Genomic DNA, 14097 nt, shown 5'->3' on the forward strand with positions numbered 1-14097 from the left:
TGTTTCTTTTGGAGGGAATGCGAAGCTGGTGTGCCAGTTGCCATGCTTTGCGCTGATTCTGGGTTTTATGCTCCAACATTTTGCGGATAGTGGTCACCAGGATACCATATGAATGGAGGGCGGGAGAGAAGGAGCAAACTCTGTTGTTAGCATTGTACAAAACAATCGAATTGTGGATAAAATCGGGAAAGGCATTTAACGGATAAGGGACTATTGATGCGTCATAATATATTGTTTTTTAAATATTTCTATTCCACGATATTCGGTTTTTTTTCTATTACTTCGGTCGCTTTATCAACTGTAAGTAATGTGGACTCGTACATCCAATATGCATTTATATTTGGAGTGTTTGGGGCTTTTACTACAGGGTATCATGCTGTTTTGGCTTTAATAGCCGAACAGTTATCTATGTCCAAAAATGCGAGAAAACGACAAAAGGGACGCTTATTTTATAATAGATTAACAGGATATAACCCTTCACCAGTAAACCTATTCATAATAGCTATTCTCTATGCGTCAGCTTACTTTTCGTTTCTTGTTCATCATATATTTTCCAATGATGCTCACTTTGGTTGGGCCATCGTGTTATCACTGATTTCGCTCTCTTTATTTATATGTCATCAGCTAAAGAAGCTTGATTCTTTTACCGTAAGCAAAAATGCTTAATAGCATAGATGCCATTGGCATCATCGGAACAGCAGCAAAGCTGGAAGTGCGTAACGGGAAAGTTCGTAAAGTTAACCACCAAGCGGAAACCGAGGAACAGGCCGCGCTGATTGAGTGGGCAGATAAGACCATTATCGATGGTATTTGTATCGGGGGCTATCTGATCCATATCCCCAATGAGGGGAAGCGTGAGCCAAAGGCGGCAAGGGATGCCAAGCGGCTAGGGTTGAGGAAGGGGGGGGCCGGATTTGTTTTTGGCGCTACCGCGTGGTGGGTATGCGGGGTTGTGGATTGAGATGAAAGCTAGCGATGGAAAACCCACCAAGGAACAGGCCAAGTGGATCGACAGAATGATAAATGCTGGGTTTTTTGCTGAAGTATACCAAGGTTCCAGAAATGCTAAAGATTCAATAGAGTCTTATCTTACATATGGTTATAGTGATTTCCCGAATGCGAATATATAACTGCTGCTATATTGGAGATTAAATATGGAACATATTGATATTATATATACCTTGATACGAAATCACTGCTTGAAAAATTTCCCATCAAGAGCTTGGTTTGATGTAAAAGAGATCATAGATAGTGGCCTTAAAGTAGGTCTCTTCGGTGAAGAGTTTACGGAGTGGACAACTCATGCTGTTGTCTCAGGAACTGATAGTTACGGTTCACCAATAAACCAATATTGCTTTATGGATAATTCTAATAACGCTGGCAACATAAAAGATAATCCTGCTAATTATTATGCAGACTACATTAAAGCTATGTATAAATGGTTGTACGATGAAAAATATATTTCTTTTACTCAACCTGATGGATATTTGGCAACGGAAAAGATGTTATTGACTAATCATATCAAAGTACTTCAGTAATTTTATTTTTTGCAATAATTCTGTTTTTGTTGCGATTTATGCAATGAAATATAGAATTAGTCTTGTGAATTTAAAACACAGGACTGACCAATGACTACAGCAATTGAACGTGATCAAAATACATGATCCGCGCTGTGTCGGCATATAATCGCTGAACATTGGCCGGGGTCGTGCAGTTCTGACCAAAGACCAGATATTAGGTACTTTTGCTACCTGCCAGCATCTACACCCTGTCGGATTCGATATTTTGATGACCAAATATCGCAATGACGGTAAAGCCGAGCAACGCTTACGGGCCGCAATTAGTGTGTGGCTGCATAAGTGATCGCATCCACCTCGTGTCATTGTTGCCTGCCAGTTAGCGCTGAATATGGTATTGGATAGAAATCTCCCGGCGCAGGTAGAGCAAATTGCAACTGTATTACGACGTTACGGCTCCCGTACTGGAATAACCAGAAAAGTCGTTGATGGGCTATATGGGCCAGATATTCTTCAGAACTCGATTACTCTGCTATTGCCGCAGGGTTTAAGGGATTAATACCCGACACCTCTGGTACTCAACAATCATGCTGTGATGATGAGGGTCTAATTGTTGATGGTTGTGTTGCCCGACTAAATCAATATCGACCTGATGAGTACGAACTGATTATACGGCATTATGTGTTGAATCAGTCAAAACGGGCCATTGCTCGGCAGCAGAAACGGGATGAAAGAGCCGTCAGGGTGAGCATGCAGATGGCCGAAGGATTTGTTGATGGTTGCTTGTCGATGATAGACGTTTGCCTGGAAATGGACCCGGCAACAATGAAGTCAGAAATTTATGATAAAAGTGTTGGTGCGGCCGCAAAAAGTGCATTAGTGTGATAAGAGTTGGTTATGCAGTAGCGCTTATCCAGTCAAATAAACCTCGCCTTTGTGCGGGGTTTTGTCGTTTCTGGAGTTTGCATTAGTGGGCTGAATTATCTGAAAAGTAACCTTGCTGATGGCGTGCTTATAAATTGATGCGTAGAATCCGCTTCCTAACCGCCACTAGCTCAGCTGGATAGAGCCGATAACCATAGTTGTTGTAGGTGCGAGGTTCGAGACCTCGGTGGCGGGCCAAATTTCAGCCCTTAGCTTAACAGCAGGGGATTTGCCGTTTTGTGAGTCATGCCCACTATAAAACTGGTCATGTTTAATGTTTGTTTATTATTGCAATGTAAATTATACAGTGCTGTGATAGTTACCTTGGTGCAAGGATTGCATTATCATTGGTACGGTTACAGGGTCAGCTATCACAGCACCAAATTCAAAGCCTCGGTTAATCGCCGAGGCTTTTTATTTTAAGTAAATCACTATTCGTTTAAAAATGGGTTATTAATATTTTGATATATTCCCTTAACAAACGATAGGGATGTGATTTATGAGAATGTTAATTGCTGTTGTTTTGTGTTTAGCATTGTCTGCTTGTTCTTGGAGTTGGATACCAATGCCGTACCCAAGTTCTTCAGAGATATGCCCTCGCGGGACGGATAGTATCTCTCAGCAATGCCGTTGAATTATTGGTGGGAGCTGTAATTACTGGAGGGCTCATTCGCATGAGCGCTGGGTAAATCAACGATACACACTATCGACTTTCCAAAAGAAGCTAAGTGTACCTTACTGATGTGAAGTGACAGTCGGGAAAGACAGGCAACTTTCCAGCCCTTGAGTTAATTGCTCAGGGGCTTTTTATTAGCTATCGATGTTGTTCTCCACCATATATACAAAGTGCGTACCAGGGCTCTGACCAAGAATTACAATCTTTATTACACGTGTGACTAACACCCATAGAGACACAAGCAAACGTAGGGGTTGCTATTGTAAACAACAAGGCTACCGCTCCATACTTTATAATTTTACACATAATGATTTCTCCAAATTTGCAGGTGAGCTTTTATATGCTCACGTCCATATACTTGAAATATTTAATGAGTGTCAAAATAAATACATTGGTCATTGATGAGCTGTATACTAGTTATTGGTGCAATAATTATGGTGCTATTTAATTTTGGTCTTTTTTCATTTCTACATTCGCATGGGTACTGGATTGGTTAATCCAATCGTTGTGAAACAGTATCCAGCCGAATGTGGTGAAAGCCGGCGCCGATATGTGGGGATACCAGTGGAACACCAGTGAAACGACGTCGGCGAATTCCTCGCCACCACAGAAGTACATTTAAAGGTATGTAGTCAGCACATCGTTAGATGTTGACGCCGGAACCGTAACCGACTTCAAAAATGATAAGCCCCGACATAAGTCAGGGCTTTTTTGTTTGTGGAATGGGCGGATACCTTCATTGAAAAGCGCATGTTTTATTAATGATCAACAGCGTCACCATTAGGCATTCTTTGTATTACTCGCCACACAACAGTAATGACGGATTGGAATCATCACCTTAATTTACTATTTATTTCGACCACATGGACAAATAATCCTGAAAGGTATTCATCATGTCTAATTCATTAAAATATCCCATTATTCTCGTTCACGGTTTCAGTGGTTTCGATAAGATTGCTGGAATCTATCCTTATTTTTTCGGTATTCAGCAAGCACTGGAAAAAGCCGGAGCTACTGTATTCACTGCCTCTATATCGGCAGAAAACAGTAATGAAGCTCGTGGTGAACAATTGCTCAGTTTTGTAAAACAAGTCACCCAGTTAACCGGATCCCACAAGGTCAACCTGATTGGCCACAGCCAAGGCCCTTTGGCCTGTCGCTACGTCGCCGCCATTCATCCCGAACTGGTTGCGTCTGTTACCTCCGTTAATGGGGCAAACTTTGGCTCAGAAATTGCCGATCTGGTCCGTTTGGCGATGAAACCAGGCTCCCTTCCAGAAGATATTGCGGGCGCAGTGATGAACGCTTTTGGCTCATTCCTTTCCATTATGACTGGTCGTCCCTCCCTGCCACAAGACAGTGTCGCAGCGCTTAACTCGCTCACCAGCGAAGGCGTCGCTAAATTCAATGCCAAATATCCGCAGGGTTTGCCAAGCAATTGGGGAGGAGAAGGTAAAGAATATGAGAACGGCGTTTATTATTATTCTTGGGGTGGGGTGATTAATTACAACCCGATTGAGCAGGGGCTCAATAATTTTGATCCGCTGCATATTTCAATGGTTGCCCTCTCATTTCTGTTCACAAAAGAACGTTTACAGAATGATGGGTTGGTTGGGCGCTATAGTATGCATCTCGGCAAAGTTATTCGCTCTGATTATTCAATGGATCACCTGGATGCTATCAATCAAACTGCGGGGATTGTTACCAGCAGTACCAACCCTGTTCAACTATTTGTCGAGCACGTGGCACGTTTAACATCGAAAGGGTTATAACTTTCGGATAAGAGTGCTTGCGAGCTCTGTCCCGTTTAGCTAATTGACACTGCTACAGTCAGGGCTACACCGAGTGCTTTTATAGTGTAATAGATTTAATTTTAGTCACTAGTTTTATGCAACGCTAAGCGATCAATTCACGACATTTTTTAAGGCTCGCTTCGGTGATTTTTTTGTTTATTTTTTTGGGGGGTGACGAGGAGCTCAATAAAAATGAGTGATATTTACTAATTGTTTATGTTGTTGGTGTAAATTATAACTTGCCGTGACAGTTGCTTTTTGATGATTGTGGCTCAGTCGTCCTACCTGTGGTAGTTAGCTATCACTGCATTCTATTTTATCGACCAATCCAATATGATTATTAGGCGCAAAAAAAAGCCCTTACCTCTATCTTATTTGGTAAGGGATGCCAATTCGGCCAACACCAGGGAAAGTTATGTTGATTTCATTTTACCGAAGGGATCGTTCCCGTCAATGAATATATAAGTTCAATTAATTGAATTAAAATAGATTATTTATAAATGGGTTTTATATAATTAGCTCGTTATTAATATCTATAGATTAAAATTGATATAGCCAGAGAACATCCCGATCACTACAGAATAATTTTAAGGCTACCAATTTGGTGGCCTTTTTTATTTAGCTCCCGTCAAAACAGTCAATTACTGAAAACACCCTCATATCTCCGAGTGACTACGACGGGAGCTATTACCTACTTGATCCAGTTGTGGCCCCCAGAATCAGCATTGGTCATATGCGAGGTGCCGGAGTTCGTTGGTGCTACATGGGGTGATAGTGGGCTGTATACACTAGCCCTCAAACGTGAGCTGCGGATCTGCAAGGGTCGGCTCGATGAAGTCATTAGTTGGCGGAAAAACGCCGGAAAGAAAACGTAATGACTAATGGTTAGCTGCCAATCGGGACGCTGGCGAAGATAGGTGGCACTATAAGTACCACCTAAAATGATAGTTGATAAGCTATAGGGCTAGCTGTATTGCACGGTCTCTGACCTGTCGTGCGATTGATAATCCATTAGTGAAACGTTGCTCTGCCGACGGTAAATCGCTTGGGTGATTAATATAAGCATCTGGCAAGTTTAGGTATAACTTTTGAACGATAGAGAGAAATTATCACTCATGTCTCATGCATCTGACATGATAGGCGCATTGTCAGATGAAATTGAAGAGCTGGAAGATAGCGATGATGTTGTACCGGATAAATTCCGAGCCGACTTAAAAGCCTGGAAACAGTATCGGGTAAAAGTGAAGAACATCGATGTTTCCCTAGTGCCCGATATTGAGTGGCCAGAGTCACCGGATACTGTTTTATCTGAAGCATGAAATACAAAACCGGGCTTAATTGCCGCCCGGTCTGTCAACTTATTTAGTTTGAATGTTGCAATCAGTATTAAAAGTTATATTTAACCCCTAACATCACCGCTGTATCGCTGTAACCTTTGTTGCCCACTTGCTGGCCAACATTACCCCAGAGATTGACTTGCTTGTTGATCTGACCTTCAACCCCCACTTTCACTTCCGCAATATTCGCTGCGCCTTCTTGTTTCACGGTCACACCATCCATATTGGTGCCAAAGTCTTTGGTGTTATGAACCCAGTTAATTTCAACAAACGGCTGGAACACACGATCTTTGCCTTTATCCTGAGCAGCGTACCCATTCATAAAGGCTTTCACACCCAGACGAGTCTGGATATTGCCATCACCTTCACCAGACACATTGGTGCCGTTGGTTTCTTTATGGTCGTCTGCTTTCACCCCCATCCAGGTAATCTGTGCTTTGGGCTGGATAAAGTAGGTGGCGTTTTTAGCTGCATTCTCGCCAACTTTAAAGGTATAGCCACTCTCAAGCGAGGCAGTCACACCCTTAGATTTGTACTCCTCACTTGCCAAATCCTGACCTTCAACGGTATTGTTGAACCAACTGTATTGTGCCCAACCGTCGACATACAATCCGGACTTGTCTTCATCGTTGGCATACCAGGTGCTGTACACGCCGACAGTGTAACCATCAACAGAGCCGTCTGACTGGTAACCGGATTTCGAGCGTGTATTGCTCTTGCTGTTACCGTAACCGGCCATGACACCTAAATGTAAACGGTTCAGGTCATTGTTACTCCACTGCGCGATATCGCCACCTAATTGCATCACATAGCGGTTACTTTGGGTTTTCAACTGCCCGCTGGTATCACGTGAGCGGTTATGTCCACCTTCATTGCGTAACCACATGCTGGTCACTTTATGCTCGCCTGTCAGGGCATCGATATATTGAGTTTCCCCTAAACGATCGTGCAGACGGGTGACAAACATATTGTTAGCTGCCGCCAAGTTCGCTGCATAACTTCCCGCCTCAGGGCGTTTCATTTCTTCACCTGGACCAACGGGATTTTCAGGGTCAACCGGTTCATTGCTTAGGCTAGTCAAATACCAGTTGGTGGTATTGCTACCTATCCCGCGGGCCAGTGAGTAATCATAGGCCCCGGCCACGATGCGACCACTTTTGACAAACTCACCGTCAGATAAACCGTTTACTTGGATAAGTTCAATACCGTTCAGGGTTTGTGCACCGCTGCCGCCGAGGTTATCCACCCTTACATGCGTATTGCCGCTCGTATTGCCGTTAATCACCAGTTTATCGGTGGGAGAGTTATCATCGGACAAATGACTGTTGAGTATTAACTTACCGTTGTTACTAGTATAATCACCATTAATGGTTAATGTGTTAAATCTGGAACCTATTCGAGTAGGGGAGTTAATACTCGATGACGATAAAATGCTCGGTGCGATTAATCCGGAATTTTCAACATTACCATTAATTATACCGCTACCACCCAACATACCTAACTCGGCAATATTAACTTGTCCGCCTAATACGTTATTCACAATCAGGCTACCACCATAAACCTGAGTTTTACCGGCAAAGTAACGACTATCACCGGTCAATGTGGTGGTACCTGCCAACTGGTTAATCGTGCCATTACCGTCAATTACCGCAGCCAATATATAGTCGCCGGTGTTATCTGTATGGTTCAGGTTAAGAATACTTTTATCAGCGGTGAACAGCTGAATGGCCGGAGCATCAAGATAGCCTGCGGCATGAGGCGCACTGATTTCAGTACCACCAATATTAATAACGTTGGTGCCGGCACTTGCCAGACTAGCATTATAATCGCCATAGCCCACACCGATCGCCTGACCGACAGAAACTTTACCACCGTCATTAATGGTTAATGCTCCGCTAGCGTTGCCCCGGCCAATAAATAAATTCGTACCTGCGTTCCATTCTGAACCTTGCCCAGTCACTAGCACACTATTTTCTACATCGTTTTGCTGGTCAGCCAGATAAGAAGATGCGGTACTCAGTACATTAACTTTAGCACCGTTAGAAACTGACATATTGCCTGATGCGGTATTGCCAATATAAACATCACCAGTAATATTCAAGGTCGAGCCAATGCCGTCGACCACCACCACTCCACCACCGCGGTTATCACCGTTATATCCGCCAATCAGTAAACCGTAACCATCATATGAACTATGAGCATTTACTGTGCCACCATTGGTAATATTCAGATAGCCTTTGCCATCACCGCCAACGGTAAGATTACCCGCTATATCGATCAATGAACCCTGACCGTCGACTTCAGCAATGCCTGTGGCACTAAGATGGTCAGCTAAAACTAATCCCCGACTGGCATTTAGCATATACATTTTTCCGCCGTCGATAATCTGCAACTCACCGTAGCCGTATAGGCCAACATAAAGAGATGCATTAGCCATGGTTAACGATGCATTGTCGCCACTCACAACTATTTTGCCACTACCATTACTTCCACTTTCGCCACCGACAGCAATAATATTAGTGCCTACCATCGTTAAATGGCCATTATCTGAAATGGTTAATTGGGAATTATTATTTAAAGAGGGGGCCAACTGAAGCTGAGTAATAGTGGATATACCATTACTAAGATTTACTAATCCATTATTAATTATCGTTGTGGTAGTGGTGTCGGGTATAGTATTCGGCAACCAGTTACCACCCTCAAACCAATTATCAGAGACTGAACCGTTCCATGTTCCGGCTAAAGTCGATGAACTTATACTGACTAATAATAATGACAACGTGATATTATTTAACTTTAAAGCGCTGAATGTAAACATTATATTTAATTTCACTCTTAAAATAGGTGCAAATAGCCACTTAGGATAAAATGGATTTTTTCCTAAAAGGCCTTAGAGGCAGATAATGTAATTTACCAGATACATTTCATCTTGGGGATAACCCTGGTACTAGGGTTCTTATTGAGTTTTACGCAACGTTCACATTACCTCGATACGCTAGATCGTGGCGTAAATTGTCTTCAACTTATAGTGGGCATATACAACCACATCATTTAGGTATTTAATCTGAAGGTCGGCACTTTCCTATTTTCCAACAAAGAATAGCCTTTATAGCTTTGTTTAAAATAATGTACTTATCGTCCGTTTTATACGATTGAGCTTCAGACTACTCCTTTAGCCCAAAAGGAACTTCAGCTTATCATCCCTCGATTTTTACAACAGTGTATTTTCAGTCGCTAAGGCCTGAGACTATATCTTACATGAGACCCATATGAAATGAGATGTCGCCCTGACTTTTGTAGGAAATTTCAATAATAAAGTGCTTGATCCGACAACTTTCATTACAGAAGTATGGCAGCGCCAAAAATGCCGCCAACTGTGGTAAATTGAGGGGAATTCAGATGGGAGCAGCTATGAGCACAAAAGATTCAGACGCGCTATATAACGAAATGTGCCGAGTAGTGGGGAAGGTGGTGCTTGAGATGCGTGATCTTGGACAAGAGCCAAAGCATGTGGTCATTGCGGGAGTGTTGAGGACATCATTAGCTAATAAAAAGATAAAGCGTTCAGAGATTACAGAAGAGGCGATGAGGGCTGTGGTGGAGGCGCTGGCTAGGAAGCAATAAAACCTGGCAGCGGGGCCGGGTCTATATTTATGCGGCTTGATTCTCAGCTTTAATTATACGACTTGCAGCTTGGTGTACTGTTGTTACAGGGACAATCCTAATAGAGTGTTTATCATCGACCTCTTGTATTGAAAATAGGGCTTCATTGAGTTTTGAAAATTGAGATTTACTATATGTCGGCTCATCTTCTGGTGGGCGATAAACAATGAATTCATAAGTGCTGCTATCCAGCAAGTCATAATCTTTTACAGAAAGTAAATCCAATATTCTAGCTGTATTACGATCAAGGTGGGTTGCTAGGTTATTGGGTATCAGTCTATCTATGTTAACTGCCACTTTGTGGCTAAGATAAAATATGATCGGCATTTAAAATCAACCATACACATAAATATCAGTCGCTTACCTCCCGCTTCGTTACTTTTATCTCATCCGCTATCGCCACTTTGCAGCCACTCTCAAATCGAGCTAATGGATTAAAGTGAATCGCGTCTTGCAGGTGGTCTGGCGCGGAGTGAGAGTAGCGCATGGTGACCCGAATATCTGAGTGGCCGAGGATACGTTGCAGCACGATGATATTGCCACCGGCCATCATATCCTTCGAAATCGTCTTTATGACTTTGCATTCTCTCTGTTAAGCTGCTCTGCCGGCTTCATAGCCTAACGTGATATAATCTTATTTTTACGGAAGATTTATGCTGACCAACTCATCCACTCGTCTTAACAAATATATTAGCGAGAGCGGTATCTGTTCTCGTCGTGATGCCGATCGTTATATTGAACAAGGACATGTTTTTATTAATGGCAAACGGGCCGCTGTTGGCGATCAAGTATATGGCGGGGATGTAGTCAAAGTTAACGGTCAGCTTATCGAACCGCGTGACGAAAACGACTTGGTGCTGATCGCACTGAATAAACCGGTTGGCATCATAAGCACCACCGAAGAGGGGGAAAACGATAACATCGTTGATTTCGTTAATCACAGTAAACGAGTCTTCCCTATCGGACGTTTGGACAAAGACTCGCAGGGGTTGATTTTTTTGACGAATCACGGTGATTTGGTTAACAAAATCCTGCGCGCCGGGAACGACCACGAAAAAGAGTACGTGGTGACGGTCAACAAACCGGTGACTGACGAGTTTATTCTCGGTCTGGGTGCTGGTGTACCGATGATGGGAACCGTGACCAAAAAATGCAAAGTGAATAAAGTCGCGACCTTTGTATTTAATATCACGCTGGTGCAAGGGCTTAACCGTCAAATTCGCCGTATGTGTAAACATTTTGGCTATGAAGTCACCAAGCTTGAGCGCACTCGTATCATGAACGTCACCCTGAAAGGGCTGCCAATGGGTGAGTGGCGAGATTTGACTGATGATGAGTTAATCGAGTTATTTAAGCTGATTGAAAATTCATCATCTGACGAAAAACCGGTGAAAAAAGCCAAGGCTAAGCCCGTGGCAGATAAAAAACCGAGTGTTAGTGGGGCGAAAAAGGCCGAAAAACCCGATGGTAACTCAGCTTCCCGCAAGCGCTTTACCCAGCCCGGACGTAAGAAGAAAGGGCGCTAAGCTCACGTAATTATTATCGGTCTCAGTACTCAAGTATATAAACTCGGCAATGGCCGAGTTTATATTGATGAAACACCTGGTGTGAAACCAATCATCAGTCTTTTTCCTCATGTCCTGTCAAACCTAACCTGACGCTATGCCCTGAGTACGGCATTAGTTCCCAATATTTAATATAGAGCATACTTTCTTGCTCGTATTGACGTCACAATAATAGTAGGTAGACTGGTATACCTATAACAATCCAAAGCAGGAAGAAATTTGCCATGTCCTCACGCGAACTATCAGAAAGTGCCCGAGATCGGCTGCTGAGTGCTGCAAGGGTGTTGTTCTATAACGATGGCATTGCGGCAACGGGTATTGATGCCATTGTTAAAAGGGCAGGTGTTGCCAAGAAAAGTCTCTACAACAACTTTGAGTCCAAAGCAGAACTTGTTGCTACTTATTTACAGATTCGTCATGAAGAGTGGCTCGCACTGTACGCTAATCGTCTGCAACAAACGGCGAGTCCGAAAGAGAGCGTGATGGCTGTTTTTCTTGCTTATGCAGACCATGCTGAATTTGCCTATGAACGTGGATTCAGAGGGTGCGGACTACTGAATGCCGCGGCTGAACTGCCCGCGGGCGCACCGGGCAGACAGGCAGTGCGCGGGCACAAGGAGCAGGTAGAGTCGATTCTGACTGAACATCTTTGTGTGCTTCTCTCTGGTGATGAACAACGTGCCATACGGATGGCCAGGCACTTTTCATTTTTACTCGAGGGGAGTATGTCTCGCGCGGGCTTGGAAGGGAATGGTGAGTGCGTTCGTCAGGCAATGACAATGGCCGCCGAAATGATGGAGTCGCTATGACTGTCACGCCAAGAGATCGCATGATGGGCAGGGTGGGAGTATTGATTGCGGCCATCTTGTGGGGAACCACTGGAACAGCGGCAACATTTGCTCCTGCGGTTAGTGCTGTTGCCATAGGCGCTGTTGCGATGGGACTTGGGGGGCTACTCCAGGCGATGATAGCCGCTGGGAGTATCATTAGTTATGTAGATAAACTCCTTCAACAGTGGCGTTTACTGCTGATAGGGGTCATTGCTGTTGCCATCTATCCGCTGGCATTCTATGCCTCTATGCATTTAGCGGGTGTCACTGTCGGGACTGTCATTTCTATTGGTTCTGCCCCCCTGTTATCTGCTCTGATTGAATATGTCTTGGAGGGCGAGCGGCTGACGACTCGCTGGATGTTGGGGGCGGCTCTTGGCATTGCAGGCATGGTGTTGCTTTGTATGGCTGAAAGTGGGGGCCACGGCACTCTGGTTCAGTCACCCAATGTCACGATAGGGGTAATTCTAGGCCTTCTTGCTGGTTTTACTTATGCGCTGTATTCGTGGGCTGCTCGCCGTTTGATGCAGCGAGGGCTTCCTTCTCGCACAGCGATGGGGGCGACTTTTGGTCTTGGCGGCATTTTGCTAATGCCAGTACTCTTTATGACTGGAGCCCCGCTGCTGGAATCTTGGAGTAATGCTGCAGTGGGTGCCTATATGGCGTTGGTTCCGATGTTTCTTGGCTATATTTGCTATGGATATGGGCTGGCTCGTATAACGGCAAGTATGGCGACCACCATTACCCTCATCGAGCCTGTTGTTGCTGCCATATTGGCAGTGATTATCGTGGGAGAAAGACTACCTATTACGGGGTGGGTGGGGATCGGGCTGGTGGTGGCTTGCCTGATATTTATTACTGTCCCGATAAAATGCGCTCTAATTGTTCGGGTAAGAGAAAACAATAGCCTGTAGTGGCACAATGATGCCTGATCTTGCCCGCTTGCAGCTAGATTTCTCCATTATTGCCACCTTCGCTTCAATTGTTGTTCCGATGATCAATCGTCCCTCTGTGCTATTGAGGGGAGTTCATCCAGGCACTTAAGTACGCCACAGCCTGTTTATTAACCACAATTTGTAGGCCAATTATCTATTTCAGTATGGTGCACTACGCTCATTCCCGGATAATCCCTATTTATGGGCGCACTATTCAGTGTGATGTTTGCTTTGTTCATTAACAATGTCGTGGTTGTGGTGATATCTAGTATGTTAATGTTTTATATCATTGGTTCGGTAATTTAGTCAGGCAACTAATATCAGCAGTGTGTTTATCACTGGTTTTCTGTGATATTACATTTAACTCAGCAGGCCATTTAACACTTTATTTTGGTGATTAGCATTAATGATTGGCAAATGTAGTTAACGTCACCTTGGTTGTTTTTTTGTGAACTTCCCAATTTCTTACAGAATAAATGTAGGAAATAAAGCACATCCTCTAATATTAAAAAATAATATCGGAACAGATGTTCAGCAGATCGAATTAATACAGTGAAACCCTCAATGAGATTGATCGCTGTCAGGCTGACGGTATACTTCACCGCAAATCAAAACCACATCAGGTCTGCGTTCATGAAGACGAGTAGCTACAGCCATGCATTCGTGGCGTGTTGTATAGACATCATCGGTCACGGGCAGTGCCTCGCAAGCATCCATACCGCAGGTGCTAACCAATAAAACAAATCCTATGAGCATATATTCTCCTTATTTATAGGATTTATATGAGTATAGCGCGTTTGCTGAAGAAGTAGTCTTCTCCTTTTCTAAGAAATGGAGTTTACATTTTTTGGTTAAGT

The 14097-nt window shown here is 43.7% G+C and carries 15 protein-coding genes and 1 pseudogene; 12 read left to right on the forward strand and 4 right to left on the reverse strand.

The window, feature by feature from the left end; all coding sequences use genetic code 11:
- Nucleotides 1–216 precede the first annotated feature (216 nt).
- The 8 genes from V1956_RS12000 (at nt 217) to V1956_RS12035 (ending at nt 6229) form a co-directional block, all read left to right on the forward strand.
- Nucleotides 217–666 (forward strand): hypothetical protein, encoded by a 450-nt coding sequence (locus tag V1956_RS12000; protein ID WP_420071620.1) that lies wholly within the window; start codon nt 217–219, stop codon nt 664–666.
- Nucleotides 659–961, forward strand: coding sequence for a hypothetical protein (locus V1956_RS12005; protein WP_420075502.1), 303 nt, complete (start codon nt 659–661; stop codon nt 959–961). The genes V1956_RS12000 and V1956_RS12005 overlap by 8 nt, the downstream gene beginning before the upstream one ends.
- Nucleotides 951–1130, forward strand: a complete 180-nt coding sequence (locus tag V1956_RS12010; RefSeq protein WP_420071622.1) for a hypothetical protein — start codon at nt 951–953, stop codon at nt 1128–1130. The genes V1956_RS12005 and V1956_RS12010 overlap by 11 nt, the downstream gene beginning before the upstream one ends.
- A gap of 24 nt (nt 1131–1154) precedes the next feature.
- Entirely contained in the window at nt 1155–1538 is a 384-nt protein-coding gene (locus tag V1956_RS12015) for a hypothetical protein (protein WP_420075503.1), read from the forward strand.
- A gap of 474 nt (nt 1539–2012) precedes the next feature.
- Nucleotides 2013–2402, forward strand: a complete 390-nt coding sequence (locus V1956_RS12020) for an antiterminator Q family protein (protein WP_420075504.1) — start codon at nt 2013–2015, stop codon at nt 2400–2402.
- A 1608-nt stretch (nt 2403–4010) separates the two neighbouring features.
- Nucleotides 4011–4889, forward strand: a complete 879-nt coding sequence (locus tag V1956_RS12025; RefSeq protein ID WP_420075478.1) for a lipase family alpha/beta hydrolase — start codon at nt 4011–4013, stop codon at nt 4887–4889.
- 689 nt (nt 4890–5578) lie between these two features.
- The gene (lysC, locus tag V1956_RS12030; protein WP_420075438.1) at nt 5579–5785 is read left to right on the forward strand and encodes an Rz1-like lysis system protein LysC; all 207 of its coding nucleotides are present in this window, start codon (nt 5579–5581) and stop codon (nt 5783–5785) included.
- 213 nt (nt 5786–5998) lie between these two features.
- Entirely contained in the window at nt 5999–6229 is a 231-nt protein-coding gene (locus tag V1956_RS12035; RefSeq protein WP_420075437.1) for a tail fiber assembly protein, read from the forward strand.
- 67 nt (nt 6230–6296) lie between these two features.
- Here the strand turns inward: V1956_RS12035 and V1956_RS12040 are convergent, their stop codons facing one another.
- Nucleotides 6297–8777 (reverse strand): autotransporter outer membrane beta-barrel domain-containing protein, encoded by a 2481-nt coding sequence (locus V1956_RS12040; RefSeq protein WP_420075439.1) that lies wholly within the window; start codon nt 8775–8777, stop codon nt 6297–6299.
- 881 nt (nt 8778–9658) lie between these two features.
- Between V1956_RS12040 and fumD the strand changes: the two genes are divergently transcribed.
- Nucleotides 9659–9871, forward strand: coding sequence for a fumarate hydratase FumD (gene fumD / locus V1956_RS12045; RefSeq protein ID WP_420071626.1), 213 nt, complete (start codon nt 9659–9661; stop codon nt 9869–9871).
- Nucleotides 9872–9898: 27 nt separating this feature from the next.
- On the opposite strand, the gene V1956_RS12050 is transcribed toward fumD, so the two are convergent.
- Together V1956_RS12050 and V1956_RS12055 are read right to left on the reverse strand one after the other, a co-directional pair.
- Complete coding sequence (locus tag V1956_RS12050) at nt 9899–10237, reverse strand: hypothetical protein (protein ID WP_420075343.1); 339 nt, start codon at nt 10235–10237, stop codon at nt 9899–9901.
- Between the two features lie 25 nt (nt 10238–10262).
- Nucleotides 10263–10463 (reverse strand): annotated as a pseudogene (locus V1956_RS12055) (hypothetical protein); the annotation flags it as partial.
- Between the two features lie 100 nt (nt 10464–10563).
- Here V1956_RS12055 and rluF point away from each other — a divergent pair.
- The 3 genes from rluF to V1956_RS12070 all read left to right on the forward strand — a co-directional run bounded on the left by rluF (nt 10564) and on the right by V1956_RS12070 (nt 13219).
- On the forward strand, nt 10564–11436 hold the full coding sequence (rluF, locus tag V1956_RS12060) for a 23S rRNA pseudouridine(2604) synthase RluF (RefSeq protein ID WP_083158636.1): 873 nt from the start codon (nt 10564–10566) through the stop codon (nt 11434–11436).
- A 263-nt stretch (nt 11437–11699) separates the two neighbouring features.
- On the forward strand, nt 11700–12284 hold the full coding sequence (locus tag V1956_RS12065) for a TetR/AcrR family transcriptional regulator (RefSeq protein WP_083158637.1): 585 nt from the start codon (nt 11700–11702) through the stop codon (nt 12282–12284).
- The gene (locus V1956_RS12070) at nt 12281–13219 is read left to right on the forward strand and encodes a DMT family transporter (protein WP_442825160.1); all 939 of its coding nucleotides are present in this window, start codon (nt 12281–12283) and stop codon (nt 13217–13219) included. Before V1956_RS12065 ends, V1956_RS12070 begins: the two co-directional genes overlap by 4 nt.
- Before the next feature lie 582 nt (nt 13220–13801).
- Here V1956_RS12070 and V1956_RS12075 read toward each other — a convergent pair.
- Nucleotides 13802–13996 (reverse strand): hypothetical protein, encoded by a 195-nt coding sequence (locus V1956_RS12075; RefSeq protein WP_083158639.1) that lies wholly within the window; start codon nt 13994–13996, stop codon nt 13802–13804.
- Nucleotides 13997–14097 lie beyond the last annotated feature (101 nt).

The sequence above is a fragment of the Yersinia sp. 2540 StPb PI genome (assembly GCF_052217165.1).
In the GTDB taxonomy this organism is placed as follows: domain Bacteria; phylum Pseudomonadota; class Gammaproteobacteria; order Enterobacterales; family Enterobacteriaceae; genus Yersinia; species Yersinia enterocolitica_E.